Raw genomic sequence first — 14,047 nt, 5'->3', positions numbered from 1 at the left:
GTGTGCCACATTCTGCACAAAACTTTACACCTGTTTCTAAACTTGACCCACAATTTTCACAGAACAAAAGTCACAACCCCTTTCTTTTTATAGTCTTATCGTCTTTATATTCGAATAGATTTTGATATTTTTTATAGTTCTATCCTACTTTATTTGATATAACGACAGAATAAACGAAAAATTTTAAAAAAGTTGGAGGAATCTCGAAATTTGTCTAGAAATGGTAATTGAGGCCGATTTTGAAGGAGGAGGAATGGTGGAGGCAAGCACAATTGTTGATTTTCAGAAAGTTCTCAGTAATTGGTATATGGCAATGGTTGAATTGGATATGCCGCTGGCACACAAGCAAAAAGAAGAAGCCGACTTTCTCATGCAGCATATGAGCACCGATGAAAAGACGAAAACCTACTACCGGTTGATCGACTTCCGGTATCGGGTCATGACCGAAGCGTCACTACAAGCCCCTTCCCAGCAAACGGGGGTATTTCAGGATTCTATTCGTGAAACTGATCAGGTGCTTCAATACCTTTATGCATATATGGAAGGTCACTATGAATTTCACAATGGACGCTACAAACAAGCGATTAATTTTTTTGAAATGGCCGGAAATCACCTTGATGGGGTTCGAACTGAAGAGAAAGGTGAGTTCTATCACCGGGTTGGAGAAACCTACTATCGAATTAATCAATTTACAGTTGCACTTGCTTACTTTGATAAAGCACTCACTTTATACGAATCGCAGAACATGTCACACCGAATGATCTTCAGTTGGTTATTTACTGGAGCAATCTATTCCGAACTCTATTTATTTGATAAGGCTGAACACTATTACCAGAAAATACTCGTTGCTGGAGAAGAGAGAACGAACGAAACTCAAGGACTCATTAAACGAGCGGTAGCGTTACATCGGATTAGGCAAGAGCATTTTCACGAAGCGAGCATTTTACTTGAAGATTCAATTGAGTTACTCAGTGATTACGTAATCGTCCAAATAAAGTCTAAGTGTAATTTGGCAAATATATACTTTCGGATTGGAAAGGTTGAAGCTGGTACGGATTTGCTACTAGAAAGTGAAAAGCTTGCTAGCAAATACGGATTAACGGAATATATAGCTAGATGTCTAGCTACAAGAGGTCTTTATATTGAAGAAGACCTGAAGTTTGTGGACAATGCTATTGAAATGTTGCGGTCAAATAAACTGTTTTTTGAAGCAACAGAAATATGCGAAGAAACGTCTAATTATTTCGTAACAGAAAATAATTTTGTGTTTGCGTATGAGTATATGAAAAAAGCAAACACATTTCGCATTAACCACCAAATTATAGGAGATGATTAGATTATGAAACGCCTATCTATTGCTGTCGTAGCCTTTGCAGCCGTAGCCCTCTTCGTTGCAAACGATATTCAAACTAGTACACTTGCTGCTGATATGATCCAACCACTAGATAAATCTGACGGTGCAAGGTAAGCGATAAACCTCCGCTCTAACACGATTGGGCGGAGGCTTATTTGTGTCCACTAACATATTTTGAATGAAGGAGATTGTCTGAGCGCTATGACCGCCAGCATTGTTGGACTTATGTAATAATCGGCTTCTCAGGTAGATCACTTTAGACTGCCAACCGCTCCATATGTTTGTATTTCTGACAGTTAGCAAAACTTATGTAACAATCCATAGTAAGGATGGGCGGCTTTGCCCGATCAATCATCACAAAAGCTAGTATTGAGGCGATTCCTAGATTGGAATCCCTCCGATATCATGGTTTACTAGAATCAAAACTATTGGAGTGTTTCCATGCCACCTACATATTCGGTTCCTAGTTTTTGCCAGACGTGCAACGCTCGTGGAACGTTCGACACACCCTACGATGTGAACGAGCGCCACGTTCACCGGCTCCGCTGCTCAACGTGCAATGATACGTTCCATCACGCCATGTGCGGAAACTGTCACGCACACGGCAACTTGATCGACGGGTTCGAAGACCGGGACACAGCGGATTGGGCGTGCCCGTATTGCAAGGAAGCCCACCGATTGACCGCAGACGTGTATACGAACACGTTTAATTTCCACGTCACCCGGGCGCGCGGCCGCAAACTGATCTTTTCATTCATTCTTTTCGCCGCCCTCTTGTACATCTTGTTCATGATGATCGGAGGGCTTGCCGGATGATCAGAAAAGTCATAGGCAGTTTGATCATCTTGCTCGGAGTTGTCGGGGGGCTAGGCATTATCGCCGCCGGCGATGTGACGTTTGCGGAAATCGGCTTCGTTCTTTTGATCATCGGAATCGGGGTCGTGACGGGATTCGTCCGAAAACGTTTTTACACCGCTCCGCTGGGGATCGCTCCCCTTTCTCGTTGGTGGATTTGCACTTATCATCGGTACAACCGATCCTGAAGATCGACTCGTCTTCATGCTCGTTGCCGGCGCGATGATCGTTACAGGCGTCGCTTTTCTCGTCGTGAATCCGAAGCGGTGGCGTACCCAATCGGAAAAACAGCAGGCAGCCACAAAAGCTATCGCGCCCTCGCCCCGGTTTTGCCTTTTGTCGTTGGTGTCGTTGTCGTGCCTGAATTCGCAGGCGAGGCAGTCACGTACGTATGGTTAGGCCTATTGAGCGTTTTGGCCGTTTGGGGGATTTACGGGGCGGTAACAGACAAAGTCATGCTCGTTCGCTGGCGAACAACATTTATCGTCGCCAACATGCACTTCGTATGTGCCCTACTTCTTTTAATGGCGATCGCAAATTTCAGCGAGCAACTAGGCGTGATTACCGGCATCCTCGCTATATATATGATCAGCTTAGTGCTCATTCATTGGGGACGACGCTCGTTGTTTGAACACTTTTATTTGCGTGTCCAAAGTAAATTCTGGCTCGTCTACCTCGCCGCTTTCTCGCCCGGTGTCGTGCTCGTTTTAGGCGGCAGTTACCGGACCGATCGCTTGGCGACAGACACGTTGCAACGGTTTGGCTTTAGCGAGGCGATCGCCTTTAGCATCTATCACATGACCTACGCTTACATCGCCGTTCTGTTACTCATGCTCGCGCATAGCCGCATCTCCCGCCTCAAAGAGTTGGACGAGCGCATCGGCAAAGGCCAGGACGCACGGGTGTGGACCATTGCGGAGACACTTACGCTTAAGCAGCGCGGGCGGTCGCAGAAAAAAGGGTGATTTTTCGAGGGTAATGCAGGAAAGTTCATCATTTGAGGGGATAAATATTTGGGATACCCCCTGCTTGCATCACCCAGCCCTCTTTGGTTGCACAAGAATAAGGCGAAGGGAGACCGTGCTAAACTCATTCCATTGTTTGGGGAAGTTACCTCCAAATCTGACGGATCCTTACACCTTGGGTGATTGACCAATTTAATGTCAGAGGCTATCTACCCGTCGGCACCGAAACGAAACGGATCGGTTTACAGTATGCCTCATGCCGACATCACGTTGGCTTTTGATATGCAGAGTGGTCAACAAGTATGAAATGGGGATATAGTATTAAAAAAGGATTCATTACCCTTAGTGGCCCGATCTAAGCGCAGACGTAACCAGATATTTGAAACTTCCGTACCTAGTGGCTCCATCTTAGGGAAAAAAACCAAAATACTAAAAACATCTGCCGGAATTCTTGGGCATACAGATGCTCTTTGCTGAGGAGAGTTGAATTGTCCACTGCAAACCGGGCAAGATTTCGCTGGTTAGCCCGTGCCTTAACGGCATCATGGGCACTCACTCGTACTCTCTCGTTTAATGAGTGTTGCGCCAGGGATAGTAATTCCTCCCATTTTATAATTTTTGTCTTGAATCGCTTTAATTAGTTCTTTGACTGCTTCCACTCCCATTTCGTATAGCGGCATCTTTACGGTTGTAAGTGTGGGTGATAAGCCTGATGCAAAAAACACATCATGAATTCCGATCACAGAAATATCGCCAGGCACGTCCATTCCGTGTTCACGGATCGCTTTCATTGCTCCCATAGCAACCATAATGTTTGATGCAAAAACTGCTGACGGTGGGGTTCTTAAGGATAATAGCTTCCCCATCGCCTCGTACCCACCCTCCATTGTATAATCACTTTCTTGTACATAGTGAGATCGAAAAGAAATGCCTGCTGCTTTAATTGTCTGTTTGTAGCCATCGTACCGTTGGAGCGCCGTACCTGTATTAAGTGGTCCAGCAATATGAGCAATGTGTTCATGGTTCAAGTCAATCAAATGCCGTGTCGCCATTTCCCCTCCAAGGTAATCCTCTAATACAACGTACTGTTGGGATTGTTCAATAAGTCGATTGACTAGGACAAACGGCTTGTCAGTGTTAGCAACCCGAGCAATCTCATCATCGTGAAAATCTGAAGTCGCAATTAACAGTCCATCAATGCGTTCTTTTAATAACGATGCGGACAACGGTGCCTTTTGCTTCATACTATAGACGAGCAAATGATACCCTTTCGCCATCGCCTCATCTTCAGCACCATGTATAATGCTCGAGTATACAGGGTTACGAAAGTCAGGAATCGCCATGCCAATCATGTTTGATTGATTCATTTTCAAACTTCTCGCCGCGCTGTTCGGGCGATAGTTCAATTTTTTCACCGATTCGAAAATCCTCGTTCTCGTTTCTTCTTTAATATGCAAACGTTCATCATTGTTTAGCACTCTCGATACGACCGAAGGGTGCACGCCCGCCAATCTAGCTACGTCCTTTAATGTACTCAATACAACGCCACTTCCTTCATGCAGTATGTCATGTAGAAAGATTATAACACGTGGAAAAATATATCTCTCTCAAATAACATATTGACAAACAACAACAGTTATCTTACATTTTATACTAACAAAAGGAAAACGTTTTCTTGAAAATATATACCGTATATTTATTATTTTTTTACCTTAAAGGAAATCGTTTTCCTATAATGATATGGAGGAGTTATAATGACATCTAGTGTGCTAGATTCAGAGCTTTTAAGAGGGATCTACGTGTCTGAAGAGATGCGCGAAATCTTTTCAGACGATCAATTATTACAAAAGTGGGTAAATTCTTGGATTGCTCTAGCAAAAGCTGAAGCTGAAGTTGGGATTATCCCAAAGGAAGCCGCTGACGAAATTGAAAAGAATGCGGATGTTTCTAAGTTTGATAAGGTAGCCATCCGAGAAGGAATTGTTGATACGACACATCCACTCATCGTACAAATTCGTCATTTCACGAAAATGGTTGGCGGCAAAGCGAGTGGATACATTCACTGGGGGGCGACTACACAAGACATCATGGACACAGCCGTAGTCCTGCAAATGAAAGATGCACAAATTTTATTAGAAAAGCAACTTCGTAGCCTGTTAGACCAACTATTAAAGCTGGCAAAAGAGCATGAATCAACTGTCATGCCAGGAAGAACTCATGGTCAGCATGCATTACCCATTACGTTAGGTTACAAAATCGCAATTTGGGCTGATGAGATTGGGAAACACCTTGATCGGCTAGAAGACGGCAAAAAACGGTATCTCGTTGGTTCACTGGGCGGTGCAGCAGGTACGCTTGCTTCCATCCACGAGGATGTTTAGATGTTCAACAAGCATTTTGTGAATCTTTAAATTTAGAACAACCTACCATTACTTGGCATGTACAACGAGATGGCCTTGCTGAATTCTCAAGTATTATTGCGATGATTTCAGGGACGATAGGGAAAATCGCGAATGAAATTATCAATCTACAGAAATCAGAAATCGGGGAAATTGAAGAAGGTTTCAAAATGGGGCAAGTCGGGAGTAGCACCATGCCTCACAAACGTAATCCAATGATCTGTGAATACGTCGTCGGGCTTACAAGACTCGTGCAACGAAATGCAAGTTTGAGTTTGATGCATGATCCAAGAACACGAGCGAGACATGACGTTTTGGACGACGGAATGGTCGTATATTCCACAGATTTGCATGTTGACGAGTGGTGGCATTGAACAGATGACCGGCGTATTAAACCGCTGGATTGTGTACCCAGACAACATGGAGCGCAACCTTAATCAACTGCAAGGCTTAATCGTTTCAGAGAATCTCATGTTATCTCTTGGAGAATTTGTCGGTCGCGACACTGCCCATGACCTTATTTATGATGTTTCGATGAAGGCATTCGAAGAAAATCAACCACTCGCAGACATTGCCGTTAAAGATTCGCGCATTACTGAACATATTTCAGAGCAGGAAATTCGAAACTTGTTAGACCCGAAAAGCTACATCGGATTGAGCAAAACATTTGTAGATCGTGTTCACAAACGTTGGGCGCACCGGTCAATCTAAGGAGGTATGTAAATGAGTGCCGCAATGATTACATTACTCATTTTGCTGCTGGCAGCAATTCTATTCTTAACTGGCGTCATTCCAGTGGCAATGACTGCTCTTCTAGCAACCATGTTGTTGTACATCACAGGTGTTATTGATGCTGACACGATATTTGCTGGATTTACAAACAACGTTGTGTTGCTCATAACGGGTATGTTCATTATTGGTGCTGCACTGTTCGAAACAGGCATCGCTAGAAGAATGGGAAACATCATTACAAAATTCGCAAAAACTGAAAAACAATTGCTTTTAGCCATTATGATTATTGGTGCTGGCTTGTCAGCGTTCCTGTCGAACACAAGCACTACCGCCGTTATGATGCCGATTGTCATAGCCATTGCGGCTACTGCCGGCTTTTCTAGATCGAAGCTTCTCATGCCTCTCGCCTATGCAACTGCACTCGGTGGGATGATTACACTCGTTGGAACAAACGGTAACCTAGCGGTTCAAGGTGTTATGGAGAATGAAAATGTGCCTGTGTTTGGCTTTTTTGAATTCGCTTACATCGGCATTCCCCTTACCATTATTGGCATCATTTACATGATGACGATCGGATATCGGCTAATTCCCGATCATCAGAGCATGAAAGAAGATTCGACTGCTGAAGAGCTCGAAGAACCTAAAAATGAAAGTATCACCAAACAAATCATCGCCGTTTCCGTTCTCATTGCTGCGGTACTTTTTATGGTATTCGAATCACAAATCGGCATTCCGCTTCACATCGTTTCCATTATGGGGGCGATGATCATTATCATCACTAGAACGATGACGGAAAAGCAGGCGTATCGATCCCTAGATTTTTCTACAATTATTCTCGTCGCAGCCATGATGCCAATGGCGACTGCCTTGGCTGATACAGGTGCAGCGCAGATGATCGCAGACTTTGTTCTCACACTGGCCGGTGAAGGCGCAGGGCCTTACCTTATTACTGCGCTATTGTTTTGTGTTACAGCGCTATTAACGTCAGTCATGTCCAATACCGCGGCCGCCGCCCTTATGGCTCCCATTGGCCTCGTTATCGCAGCTAGTATGGGTGTTGATCCGAAAGGAATTCTCATGACCGTTTGCGTAGGCGCTTCTGCCGCGTACGCTTCACCGATCGGAACTCCCCCGAACACGATGATCTTTGGACCTGGTCAATACACATTCCTCGATTACATCAAGTGTGGGTTGCCGTTTCTCATTATTCAACTCATCATTTGCGTCACGATCGTTCCATTAATTTGGCCATTCCAGTAAGTACTATAGTTCATAACCCTCTGCACGATAACGTTCGTACGGAGGGTCTTCTTCTGTACCTCAATTAAACATACTAAACACAACCAACACTTGCCACTCCCCGTCTTCATTTACGAGCAGCACATCGTCGACACCTGGATAAAGTCCGACGTCTTCTTCGTACAACAACTCCACTCGCGCCAAATAAATGTCTTCGTGCTCGGCGACGCCGGCTGAGAAGTTCGACGTTTCATACGCGGACCTCAAGATGGTTTCTTCCATCGGAATCACATCAACGACGTCGAATTCTGTGGCGAACATGTCCCCGCCGGAGAAGTATTCTTGGAATTCTTGTTTGTCTTCCAAGCCGATGAATTCGAGGAAATCGTCGTGGATCATGTCATGCACGCCCGCGTAATCTTCCGCAAGCATTCGCTCGTAATATGCCTCTGCCACGCCTTTCACTTCATCGTCGCCACCTGAACACCCGGCCATTAATATGAAGAATAAGAAAGCGGTCCATTTTCTCATGCGTCATCTCCTTTCATATCCCTCATAAACGTATGCACGCACGGCTTGTTAGAAGACCGAGTCACGTTAAGTGACGAGCGGTGAATTTTTTGCTATGATAACCTAGACTCTATTGTTTTCTATAATTGATAACTTTTACGACATATGTTAAATTTTCACATATTTGCAAGATCACTGTAAGAATTTGACGAACAACGACGACTCTTGTCAGTTTTTTGGAAATAATATTTTTATTAATCAGATAATATAGCATTCTTCGACACAATTTTGTATACTCGACACACAGCAAGATCGAGGATTGCTAGATGGGAGGTTATTGATGACCGAAACAGCTGCATCCACGGACATGCTCGTCGGAGCGATTGGCGAGTGGTACAACGCCATCGTTCAGCACGACATTGCCGAGGCAAAACAGAAGAAAACGTACACGGAGGAATTGCGCAGACATGTAATTCCCGACAAGAAGGTGCAAACGTACTATCAACTCGTCGATTTTCGTCACAAGATTCTCACAGAAGAGATTCTCCATCGACCGTTAGGCCAAGACAAAGCAATCGTTGACGAATCCATTACTGATACGGATAACGTGCTTAAATATTTGTATCATTATATGGAAGGTAGACAAGAATTCTACAAGGAACGTTATTTGTTGGCACTTCGGCATTTTCAAGAAGCTGAGCTCTCTCTTGTAAATGTTAGTGACTTGGAGAAAGCCGAGTTCTACTATTTGCTTGGACAAGGATTCTATCGTATTAACCAATATATGCACGCTACTTCCTATTTTAATCAAGCAAAAGAGCTATTTTCCCAAAGTCCACAACATGCTGATCGAGTGCATACGTGTAATTTCCTACAATCAGCCATATACTCGGAGCTTAACTTTTATGATAAGGCAGAGGAAACATTTAATGCGAGTCTAGCTAATACCAGCTTAGACGAATATACTCGTTCTTTGTTACTGAGAGCATATGGCCTTCATAAAGAACGCCACAATGAACTTGAGAGTGCAAAGCAATTGCTCTTTGACTCTCTTTATACTGGAAATCAATCAGAGACATTAATCGGCATCAAAACCAAAACCAACCTAGCTAATATTCTCATGCGACTTCAAGACCCTGAGGGGTTAGCAATGCTGAGGGACGCAGAAATTGCTGCTAAACAATACAGTATGGTCGAATTTACAGCATTGAACAAAATTACACGTGGACTTTATGTCGATATTTACAACCTCGAACTCATTGAGGAAGGGGTTACCCAGCTGATTGATCACGAACTTTACTTTGAAGCGACAGAGGCAGCTGAACAAATTGCCAAAATCCTAGAAGATCATGGTGAGTTTCAGTGCTCTTTACACTATTTAAAAATTGCGAATGAGCTCCGCATTAAACAAAATTCAATTGGAGTTGAATAAATATGAAGAAACTATTTTTGACGGTTTCACTCGCTGCAGTATTAACGATTGGCGTTGGCGCATCCGGTGGCGACTTCGGAACAGACGCACAAGCTGATGTCACAGTGTTCGATAGCATCGGTATCCAATCAAAAGCTGACGGCAAATTGTAATTTTAAATAACAAAACGTCCCCCCTACCCCTGGTGATTATCACCAGGGGGTTTTAACATGTCATTTAACGAGACGCAAGGTCATGGCTATTCAATGGACATTTGCACACACCTCTATACCAAGTGTACTCAGTGATGACCATTCGATTACCCTATGCATAACCCGCATGCCGTGGAACATTCGGTTTGGAGTCGCCACCTCTTAAGTAGCTATGGTTGTTTGTGGATAAACTCACGGACCGTATCACCTATATACCCAATCTATCCACAAGTAGGCAAACCAACCCACACTCCCTCTATATTTCTAACTGTTTGATCCCTGTTTACGATTCGATTGTTTCATTTTCTGAAAATAAGGTTAGATAGTCACTAACTACTATATAAAAAGAATGATTAGATGAGTTGAACTAAAGAAATTCACTGAATCGGATGACCGAGAGGGGTCTTTGCGGGTGAGTGCTTTCATATTGTCTGTTGAAATTCATCTCGTTGCCAATCGTTGTTCGTCACTGCAAGGGTTGGGGGGCAACCCGAAAAACGTTTGCCGAAGAGTAAAAAGTCGTGACCAAGGCTCACCACCTGCCACAAGCATGTGACAGTCGATTACGTATGTGACAATCCAGCCTTCAAACCGGGCACTTGCGGCACGCAACTGTCACAAATCGCACGATTTGTGACAGTTGACACTGTTTATGTGCGCATTCACGTTTAAATCATGATTTTTCTTTCTCAAATGTCACAAATATGAATATATGGGGCATTTGGACTTCTTTCCACACACCGTAGCCCGGGCGGGCGCTGAAAAGTTAACGTGTCTCTTCATAAGTGACTCGTTAACTCGATGTATTGGTTACATCTATGTGGGGATATCAACAATTTATCGTGTTACGATCGTTAAGAATCCCATCATAGAAGCGTCTATGTGGGAATATCGCCTTTCTATGTGGGGATTCCTGACGAAAAATGTTCTTAAATGGTGAAAATTCCATCATAGACTGATCTATGATGGAATTTTCACCATTTATATCAAGGCAAACACTTTTATATGATTTTTAATTTCTCTTTTTTTAGTGACCTCTAGCCAGAAGGCAGGAGTTCGCCATCGATGTCGCCCTTATGCTACGGATTGTCAAGAAAACACGGTGGGCGTACTTTGGCCACCGATGTTGCACTTGTGCTCTGGAGTGCAAGCATCCGCCTGCATTGGAAAGCAACAACAAACGGTGCAATCATGAAAATGTTAAGTTCCTCCTATATAGATGAGCGATTTTACGAATAAAGTAGCGATTGTCACAGGTGCATCGAGTGGTATGGGGCGAACGGTTGCCGCGCAAGGTGTATGTGTCGTAGCGGTAGATATTGTTGAAGACGGTGGCAAAGAAACGGTTGAAGAAATTATTAACAACAACGGGACAGCCACTTCATACGAGCGGATGTTACGTCCGCTGATGATGTGAAGAATTATGTGGATAAAACAATAGAGATGTATGGAAAGATCGATTTGTTTTTCAACAACGCTGGCATTGTTGGTGACACTGCCAATCTTGCCGAACAGCCGATTGAGCAGATCCAAAAAACGATTGAAATCAATCTGCTCGGCTCGATGTACGGCATGAAATATGTACTTGCTGAAATGGTCAAGGCCGGTCGAGGCAAAATTGTAAGTACGGCTTCTGGAGCGGGTTTAGATGGCACAAAGGGCATGAGTTCATACTCCGCATCAAAACACGGCGTGATCGGTTTCACAAAGTCAGCCGCGCTCGAGTATGCCGCAACCAACATTAACATAAATGCCGTAGCACCCGGCAGTGTGGACACACCGATGATCCGCAATATTGATCCTGAAACACAAGACGAAATTGCCGCATCCATCCCGATGGGCAGACTCGGAAAAATGGAAGACATCGCAAATAGCGTATTGTTTTTACTTAGCGATGGTGCAGATTATATTACAAGGGTTACAATCCCCGTTGATGGTGGAATTTCAGCGTAATCACTCCCGCTCGGCTGACCTGAAGACAGGTCAGCTTTTTTTATGCCAGATATAAGTACTAGAAATACTAACTAATTATTCTTATTTTTACATAAATAAAGAGACTTTGTTCATATATAAAGGTATAATGGTCTTATCTCGAGAAATCTATCGGGGCGGATCCGTCACTGGAAGGTTGTTTTTCAGTGTCACACGAATCGATCCGTCAACAGTTCACTTTCGAGGTTGTTTATGAGCACTACACCAGACTAATTAAAGCTACGTTGCACCGACTTCAGATCTACCAAAACCACGAGGAGTTTATGCAAGTCGGGTATATCGGTTTATGGAAAGCATACGAAACACACGACGCAGCACGGGGACCTTTTCCGGCGTATGCCAAACTTTGCGTAAAACATGAAATGTTGACGCATCTACGAAAAGAATCAACCTACATGAACCGACATCAACCAACTGAGTTTGGAGAGCATGACGATGAAATGGGCCACGTCGACGAAATGAATGATGATGAATGGTTACAACAGATCCTTGCTCACTTAAGTGACAAAGAAAGCATTTGGGTTGTAGAGCACAGCGTCAATGACCTGCCACCAAGGATGATCGCGGAAAAACACAAGGTTACGGTCGATGCAGTAAAAGATTGGCGAAAACGTGCATTAAAGAAGTTGAGAACGTTGACTTTCGAGCTTTAAAGTGAAAGAGGATGCCCGGATATGGGCATCCTCTTTTTTAACATATAAATTCTAGTGCGGCGATGTTTATCGGCGTTCCGTCTACCGAGATGTCAGCGAGCACTTCATCCGTTGTCAGATCAATCATTGACACGGTTTGGCTCGTACGATTGGTAACAAACCCCCGGTTTAAAGTTGGCGTTAGAGCAATTGCCCATGGATAGATACCCGTCGATAATGTATCGATAAGCTGATTTGTCGTACCATCGTAAACGTCCACACTGTTTCCTTGAACGACGTAAAATCTATTTGTAAGGGGATTCGCTGCAACTCCAAAAGGCACGAATGGTTGCGGGATTTGGGCAACTACAATATTTGTAGCAGTATCGATAACCGCGACAGACAGCCCACTTCGCACCGAAACATAAATCAGCCCCGTTACAGTTTAAAGCAATGTGGCTTGGACTTGGACCAACGACAACTTGCTGGACAACTTCTAAACCTGCAATAACGGTAATGTTATTAGCATTATAGTTCGTGGCGTATACAAAGTCTGTCCGTGAATCATAAACGAATCTCACAGGTCCATTCAAATTCGTAATTCTTGACACTTGTTCAAGCGTGTCGCCATTCAAAATATCAATGAATCCCCCTGCTTCTGAAGCGACATATAATAAGTTATTCACCGGGCTGTATACCGCTTCATTCACTTGGTAACCAAGAGTAATGTCGGCAATTGGGGCGAGTGTTCGAGCATCAAACACAAGCAAATCCCCACCATAACTCGTGGATACAAAGACTCGCTCATTGAATGGATCGACAGTTACATAGAAAGAACTAGACGCATCTCCCAACTCAATCACATCAATTACACTACCAGTCGCTGCATCAATTACTACTAATGTTGACCCCACACCGACAAACACCCTTCCACAAACTGCCGGAACCGGTGGTGTTGGACTCGTCGGGGATGTAGGGGCGGTCGGCGGCGTTGGCGGGGCACGTTCCCCGGACCGTTAATAAGATTATTCGTAATTTCTATACTCACCCAAGTACACTCCTTTCTACTACATACAGCATATGTCGACAATTGACAGTAGTGTGGGGAGGTACCCTAGTAAAAGTAATTCTGTCGGCGCGAATCGCGCCGAATCAACACCGGTTCGGTTTCGGCCCACCGGGGCCGATAGGTCTCTAGCTTTTAAGCATGGTTCTTCCTAATAACTGTTACCTTGTTGAACCATCTGCGCTTGAGTTTGGTTCATTTTTCCATTCAACGGAAACTGAGCTCCAACTTGAGTACAGAATTCCCCAACTTGGTAACAGATTGAGCCACGCCCCAAGTAACTATATGCAGTCGGTGCGGACCGCGCCGAACCAAGACGGGTTTTGTATCCACCCACTGGGGTCGACAGGTCGCCGATTATTTGGCTTGATTCTGCGCTCAAGTTGGCATAAACTGCGAGCAAGTTTAGCTAATATACGTACGAAAGTCTTTTTAAATACCAAACTTGCGCGCAGAACGTCTAAACTAGAGCGCAGATTGGCGACAAGTTCGGCCTTGCTCGTCCTCTAGCAGAAACCCCATATCCCGTTGGCGTGAGCCAAGCCCAGATGGGGCCGAAAAGTCGCCGGGTGTTCGGCGGCTTAAATCAACGCGCATGTTGGCGTCGGTTGTACGGCCACGCCCCCCGCCGACACGACTCGCACCACAACAAAGACCGCCCCGTTAAGGGGCGGTCAAAT

19 protein-coding genes and 1 pseudogene are annotated in these 14,047 nt (G+C 44.4%); 15 read left to right on the top strand and 5 right to left on the bottom strand.

The features are described 5' to 3' along the window. Positions 1-4 precede the first annotated feature (4 nt). A pseudogene (locus JCM19037_RS29900) lies at positions 5-67 on the bottom strand (zinc-ribbon domain-containing protein); the annotation flags it as partial. Positions 68-256: 189 nt separating this feature from the next. On the opposite strand from JCM19037_RS29900, the gene JCM19037_RS05675 reads away from it, so the two are divergent. From JCM19037_RS05675 to JCM19037_RS05665, 5 genes are all read left to right on the top strand, one after another. Further along, on the top strand, positions 257-1,336 hold the full coding sequence (locus tag JCM19037_RS05675; RefSeq protein ID WP_238544564.1) for a hypothetical protein: 1,080 nt from the start codon (positions 257-259) through the stop codon (positions 1,334-1,336). A gap of 3 nt (positions 1,337-1,339) precedes the next feature. Continuing rightward, a complete protein-coding gene (locus JCM19037_RS28280) occupies positions 1,340-1,468 on the top strand; it encodes a hypothetical protein (protein ID WP_255357858.1) in 129 nt (42 codons plus the stop codon). Positions 1,469-1,795: 327 nt separating this feature from the next. Beyond that, a complete protein-coding gene (locus tag JCM19037_RS24935; protein ID WP_152548959.1) occupies positions 1,796-2,170 on the top strand; it encodes a hypothetical protein in 375 nt (124 codons plus the stop codon). After that, entirely contained in the window at positions 2,167-2,397 is a 231-nt protein-coding gene (locus JCM19037_RS05670) for a hypothetical protein (protein ID WP_042398772.1), read from the top strand. The genes JCM19037_RS24935 and JCM19037_RS05670 overlap by 4 nt, the downstream gene beginning before the upstream one ends. Before the next feature lie 78 nt (positions 2,398-2,475). Further along, complete coding sequence (locus JCM19037_RS05665) at positions 2,476-3,174, top strand: hypothetical protein (protein ID WP_042398771.1); 699 nt, start codon at positions 2,476-2,478, stop codon at positions 3,172-3,174. Positions 3,175-3,716: 542 nt separating this feature from the next. On the opposite strand, the gene JCM19037_RS05660 is transcribed toward JCM19037_RS05665, so the two are convergent. After that, complete coding sequence (locus tag JCM19037_RS05660) at positions 3,717-4,712, bottom strand: LacI family DNA-binding transcriptional regulator (protein ID WP_081829088.1); 996 nt, start codon at positions 4,710-4,712, stop codon at positions 3,717-3,719. A gap of 216 nt (positions 4,713-4,928) precedes the next feature. Here JCM19037_RS05660 and JCM19037_RS28275 point away from each other — a divergent pair, with 216 nt between their 5' ends. From JCM19037_RS28275 to JCM19037_RS05650, 4 genes are read left to right on the top strand one after another with little or no spacing between them, the layout of a single operon-like run. Further along, positions 4,929-5,555, top strand: a complete 627-nt coding sequence (locus tag JCM19037_RS28275) for a lyase family protein (RefSeq protein ID WP_255357857.1) — start codon at positions 4,929-4,931, stop codon at positions 5,553-5,555. A 47-nt stretch (positions 5,556-5,602) separates the two neighbouring features. Then, complete coding sequence (locus tag JCM19037_RS28270) at positions 5,603-5,947, top strand: lyase family protein (protein WP_255357860.1); 345 nt, start codon at positions 5,603-5,605, stop codon at positions 5,945-5,947. Continuing rightward, positions 5,856-6,284, top strand: coding sequence for a hypothetical protein (locus JCM19037_RS26800; protein ID WP_238544563.1), 429 nt, complete (start codon positions 5,856-5,858; stop codon positions 6,282-6,284). Before JCM19037_RS28270 ends, JCM19037_RS26800 begins: the two co-directional genes overlap by 92 nt. A 12-nt stretch (positions 6,285-6,296) precedes the next feature. Beyond that, a complete protein-coding gene (locus tag JCM19037_RS05650) occupies positions 6,297-7,565 on the top strand; it encodes an SLC13 family permease (protein ID WP_042398768.1) in 1,269 nt (422 codons plus the stop codon). Positions 7,566-7,625: 60 nt separating this feature from the next. Here JCM19037_RS05650 and JCM19037_RS05645 read toward each other — a convergent pair whose 3' ends face one another. Then, a complete protein-coding gene (locus tag JCM19037_RS05645; RefSeq protein WP_042398766.1) occupies positions 7,626-8,075 on the bottom strand; it encodes a hypothetical protein in 450 nt (149 codons plus the stop codon). A 319-nt stretch (positions 8,076-8,394) separates the two neighbouring features. On the opposite strand from JCM19037_RS05645, the gene JCM19037_RS05640 reads away from it, so the two are divergent. From JCM19037_RS05640 to JCM19037_RS05630, 6 genes are all read left to right on the top strand, one after another. Continuing rightward, on the top strand, positions 8,395-9,486 hold the full coding sequence (locus tag JCM19037_RS05640; protein ID WP_042398762.1) for a hypothetical protein: 1,092 nt from the start codon (positions 8,395-8,397) through the stop codon (positions 9,484-9,486). 2 nt (positions 9,487-9,488) lie between these two features. After that, positions 9,489-9,638, top strand: coding sequence for a hypothetical protein (locus tag JCM19037_RS25540; protein ID WP_193744669.1), 150 nt, complete (start codon positions 9,489-9,491; stop codon positions 9,636-9,638). A 451-nt stretch (positions 9,639-10,089) separates the two neighbouring features. After that, entirely contained in the window at positions 10,090-10,233 is a 144-nt protein-coding gene (locus JCM19037_RS25535; RefSeq protein ID WP_193744668.1) for a hypothetical protein, read from the top strand. Positions 10,234-10,896: 663 nt separating this feature from the next. After that, positions 10,897-11,094 carry a hypothetical protein gene (locus JCM19037_RS26795; RefSeq protein WP_238544562.1) on the top strand — a complete coding sequence of 66 codons (198 nt, stop codon included), beginning with the start codon at positions 10,897-10,899 and terminating at the stop codon, positions 11,092-11,094. Between the two features lie 8 nt (positions 11,095-11,102). Continuing rightward, a complete protein-coding gene (locus JCM19037_RS05635; protein WP_238544561.1) occupies positions 11,103-11,630 on the top strand; it encodes an SDR family NAD(P)-dependent oxidoreductase in 528 nt (175 codons plus the stop codon). Between the two features lie 185 nt (positions 11,631-11,815). Next, on the top strand, positions 11,816-12,322 hold the full coding sequence (locus tag JCM19037_RS05630) for a sigma-70 family RNA polymerase sigma factor (RefSeq protein ID WP_193744667.1): 507 nt from the start codon (positions 11,816-11,818) through the stop codon (positions 12,320-12,322). Positions 12,323-12,359: 37 nt separating this feature from the next. Here the strand turns inward: JCM19037_RS05630 and JCM19037_RS05625 are convergent, their stop codons facing one another. After that, positions 12,360-12,581: a YncE family protein gene (locus tag JCM19037_RS05625; protein WP_042398758.1), complete on the bottom strand. Its 222-nt coding sequence runs from the start codon at positions 12,579-12,581 to the stop codon at positions 12,360-12,362. 25 nt (positions 12,582-12,606) lie between these two features. After that, positions 12,607-13,215: a YncE family protein gene (locus JCM19037_RS05620; protein WP_042398757.1), complete on the bottom strand. Its 609-nt coding sequence runs from the start codon at positions 13,213-13,215 to the stop codon at positions 12,607-12,609. Between the last annotated feature and the right edge of the window lie 832 nt (positions 13,216-14,047).

The organism is Geomicrobium sp. JCM 19037 (genome assembly GCF_000698105.1).
In the GTDB taxonomy this organism is placed as follows: Bacteria; Bacillota; Bacilli; order Bacillales; family Marinococcaceae; genus Geomicrobium_A.
The sequence above is the reverse complement of the archived record's forward strand: the minus strand, read 5'-3'. Positions and strand labels throughout refer to the sequence as shown.

Excerpts from the sequence above, each read along its gene's own strand:
- JCM19037_RS28280 (WP_255357858.1), top strand. The coding sequence starts at position 1,340 with ATGAAACGCCTATCTATTGCTGTCGTAGCCTTTGCAGCCGTAGCCCTC.
- JCM19037_RS24935 (WP_152548959.1), top strand. The coding sequence starts at position 1,796 with ATGCCACCTACATATTCGGTTCCTAGTTTTTGCCAGACGTGCAACGCT.
- JCM19037_RS05670 (WP_042398772.1), top strand. The coding sequence starts at position 2,167 with ATGATCAGAAAAGTCATAGGCAGTTTGATCATCTTGCTCGGAGTTGTC.
- JCM19037_RS28275 (WP_255357857.1), top strand. The coding sequence starts at position 4,929 with ATGACATCTAGTGTGCTAGATTCAGAGCTTTTAAGAGGGATCTACGTG.
- JCM19037_RS26800 (WP_238544563.1), top strand. The coding sequence starts at position 5,856 with ATGATCCAAGAACACGAGCGAGACATGACGTTTTGGACGACGGAATGG.
- JCM19037_RS05650 (WP_042398768.1), top strand. The coding sequence starts at position 6,297 with ATGAGTGCCGCAATGATTACATTACTCATTTTGCTGCTGGCAGCAATT.
- JCM19037_RS05645 (WP_042398766.1), bottom strand. The coding sequence starts at position 8,075 with ATGAGAAAATGGACCGCTTTCTTATTCTTCATATTAATGGCCGGGTGT.
- JCM19037_RS05640 (WP_042398762.1), top strand. The coding sequence starts at position 8,395 with ATGACCGAAACAGCTGCATCCACGGACATGCTCGTCGGAGCGATTGGC.
- JCM19037_RS25540 (WP_193744669.1), top strand. The coding sequence starts at position 9,489 with ATGAAGAAACTATTTTTGACGGTTTCACTCGCTGCAGTATTAACGATT.
- JCM19037_RS26795 (WP_238544562.1), top strand. The coding sequence starts at position 10,897 with ATGAGCGATTTTACGAATAAAGTAGCGATTGTCACAGGTGCATCGAGT.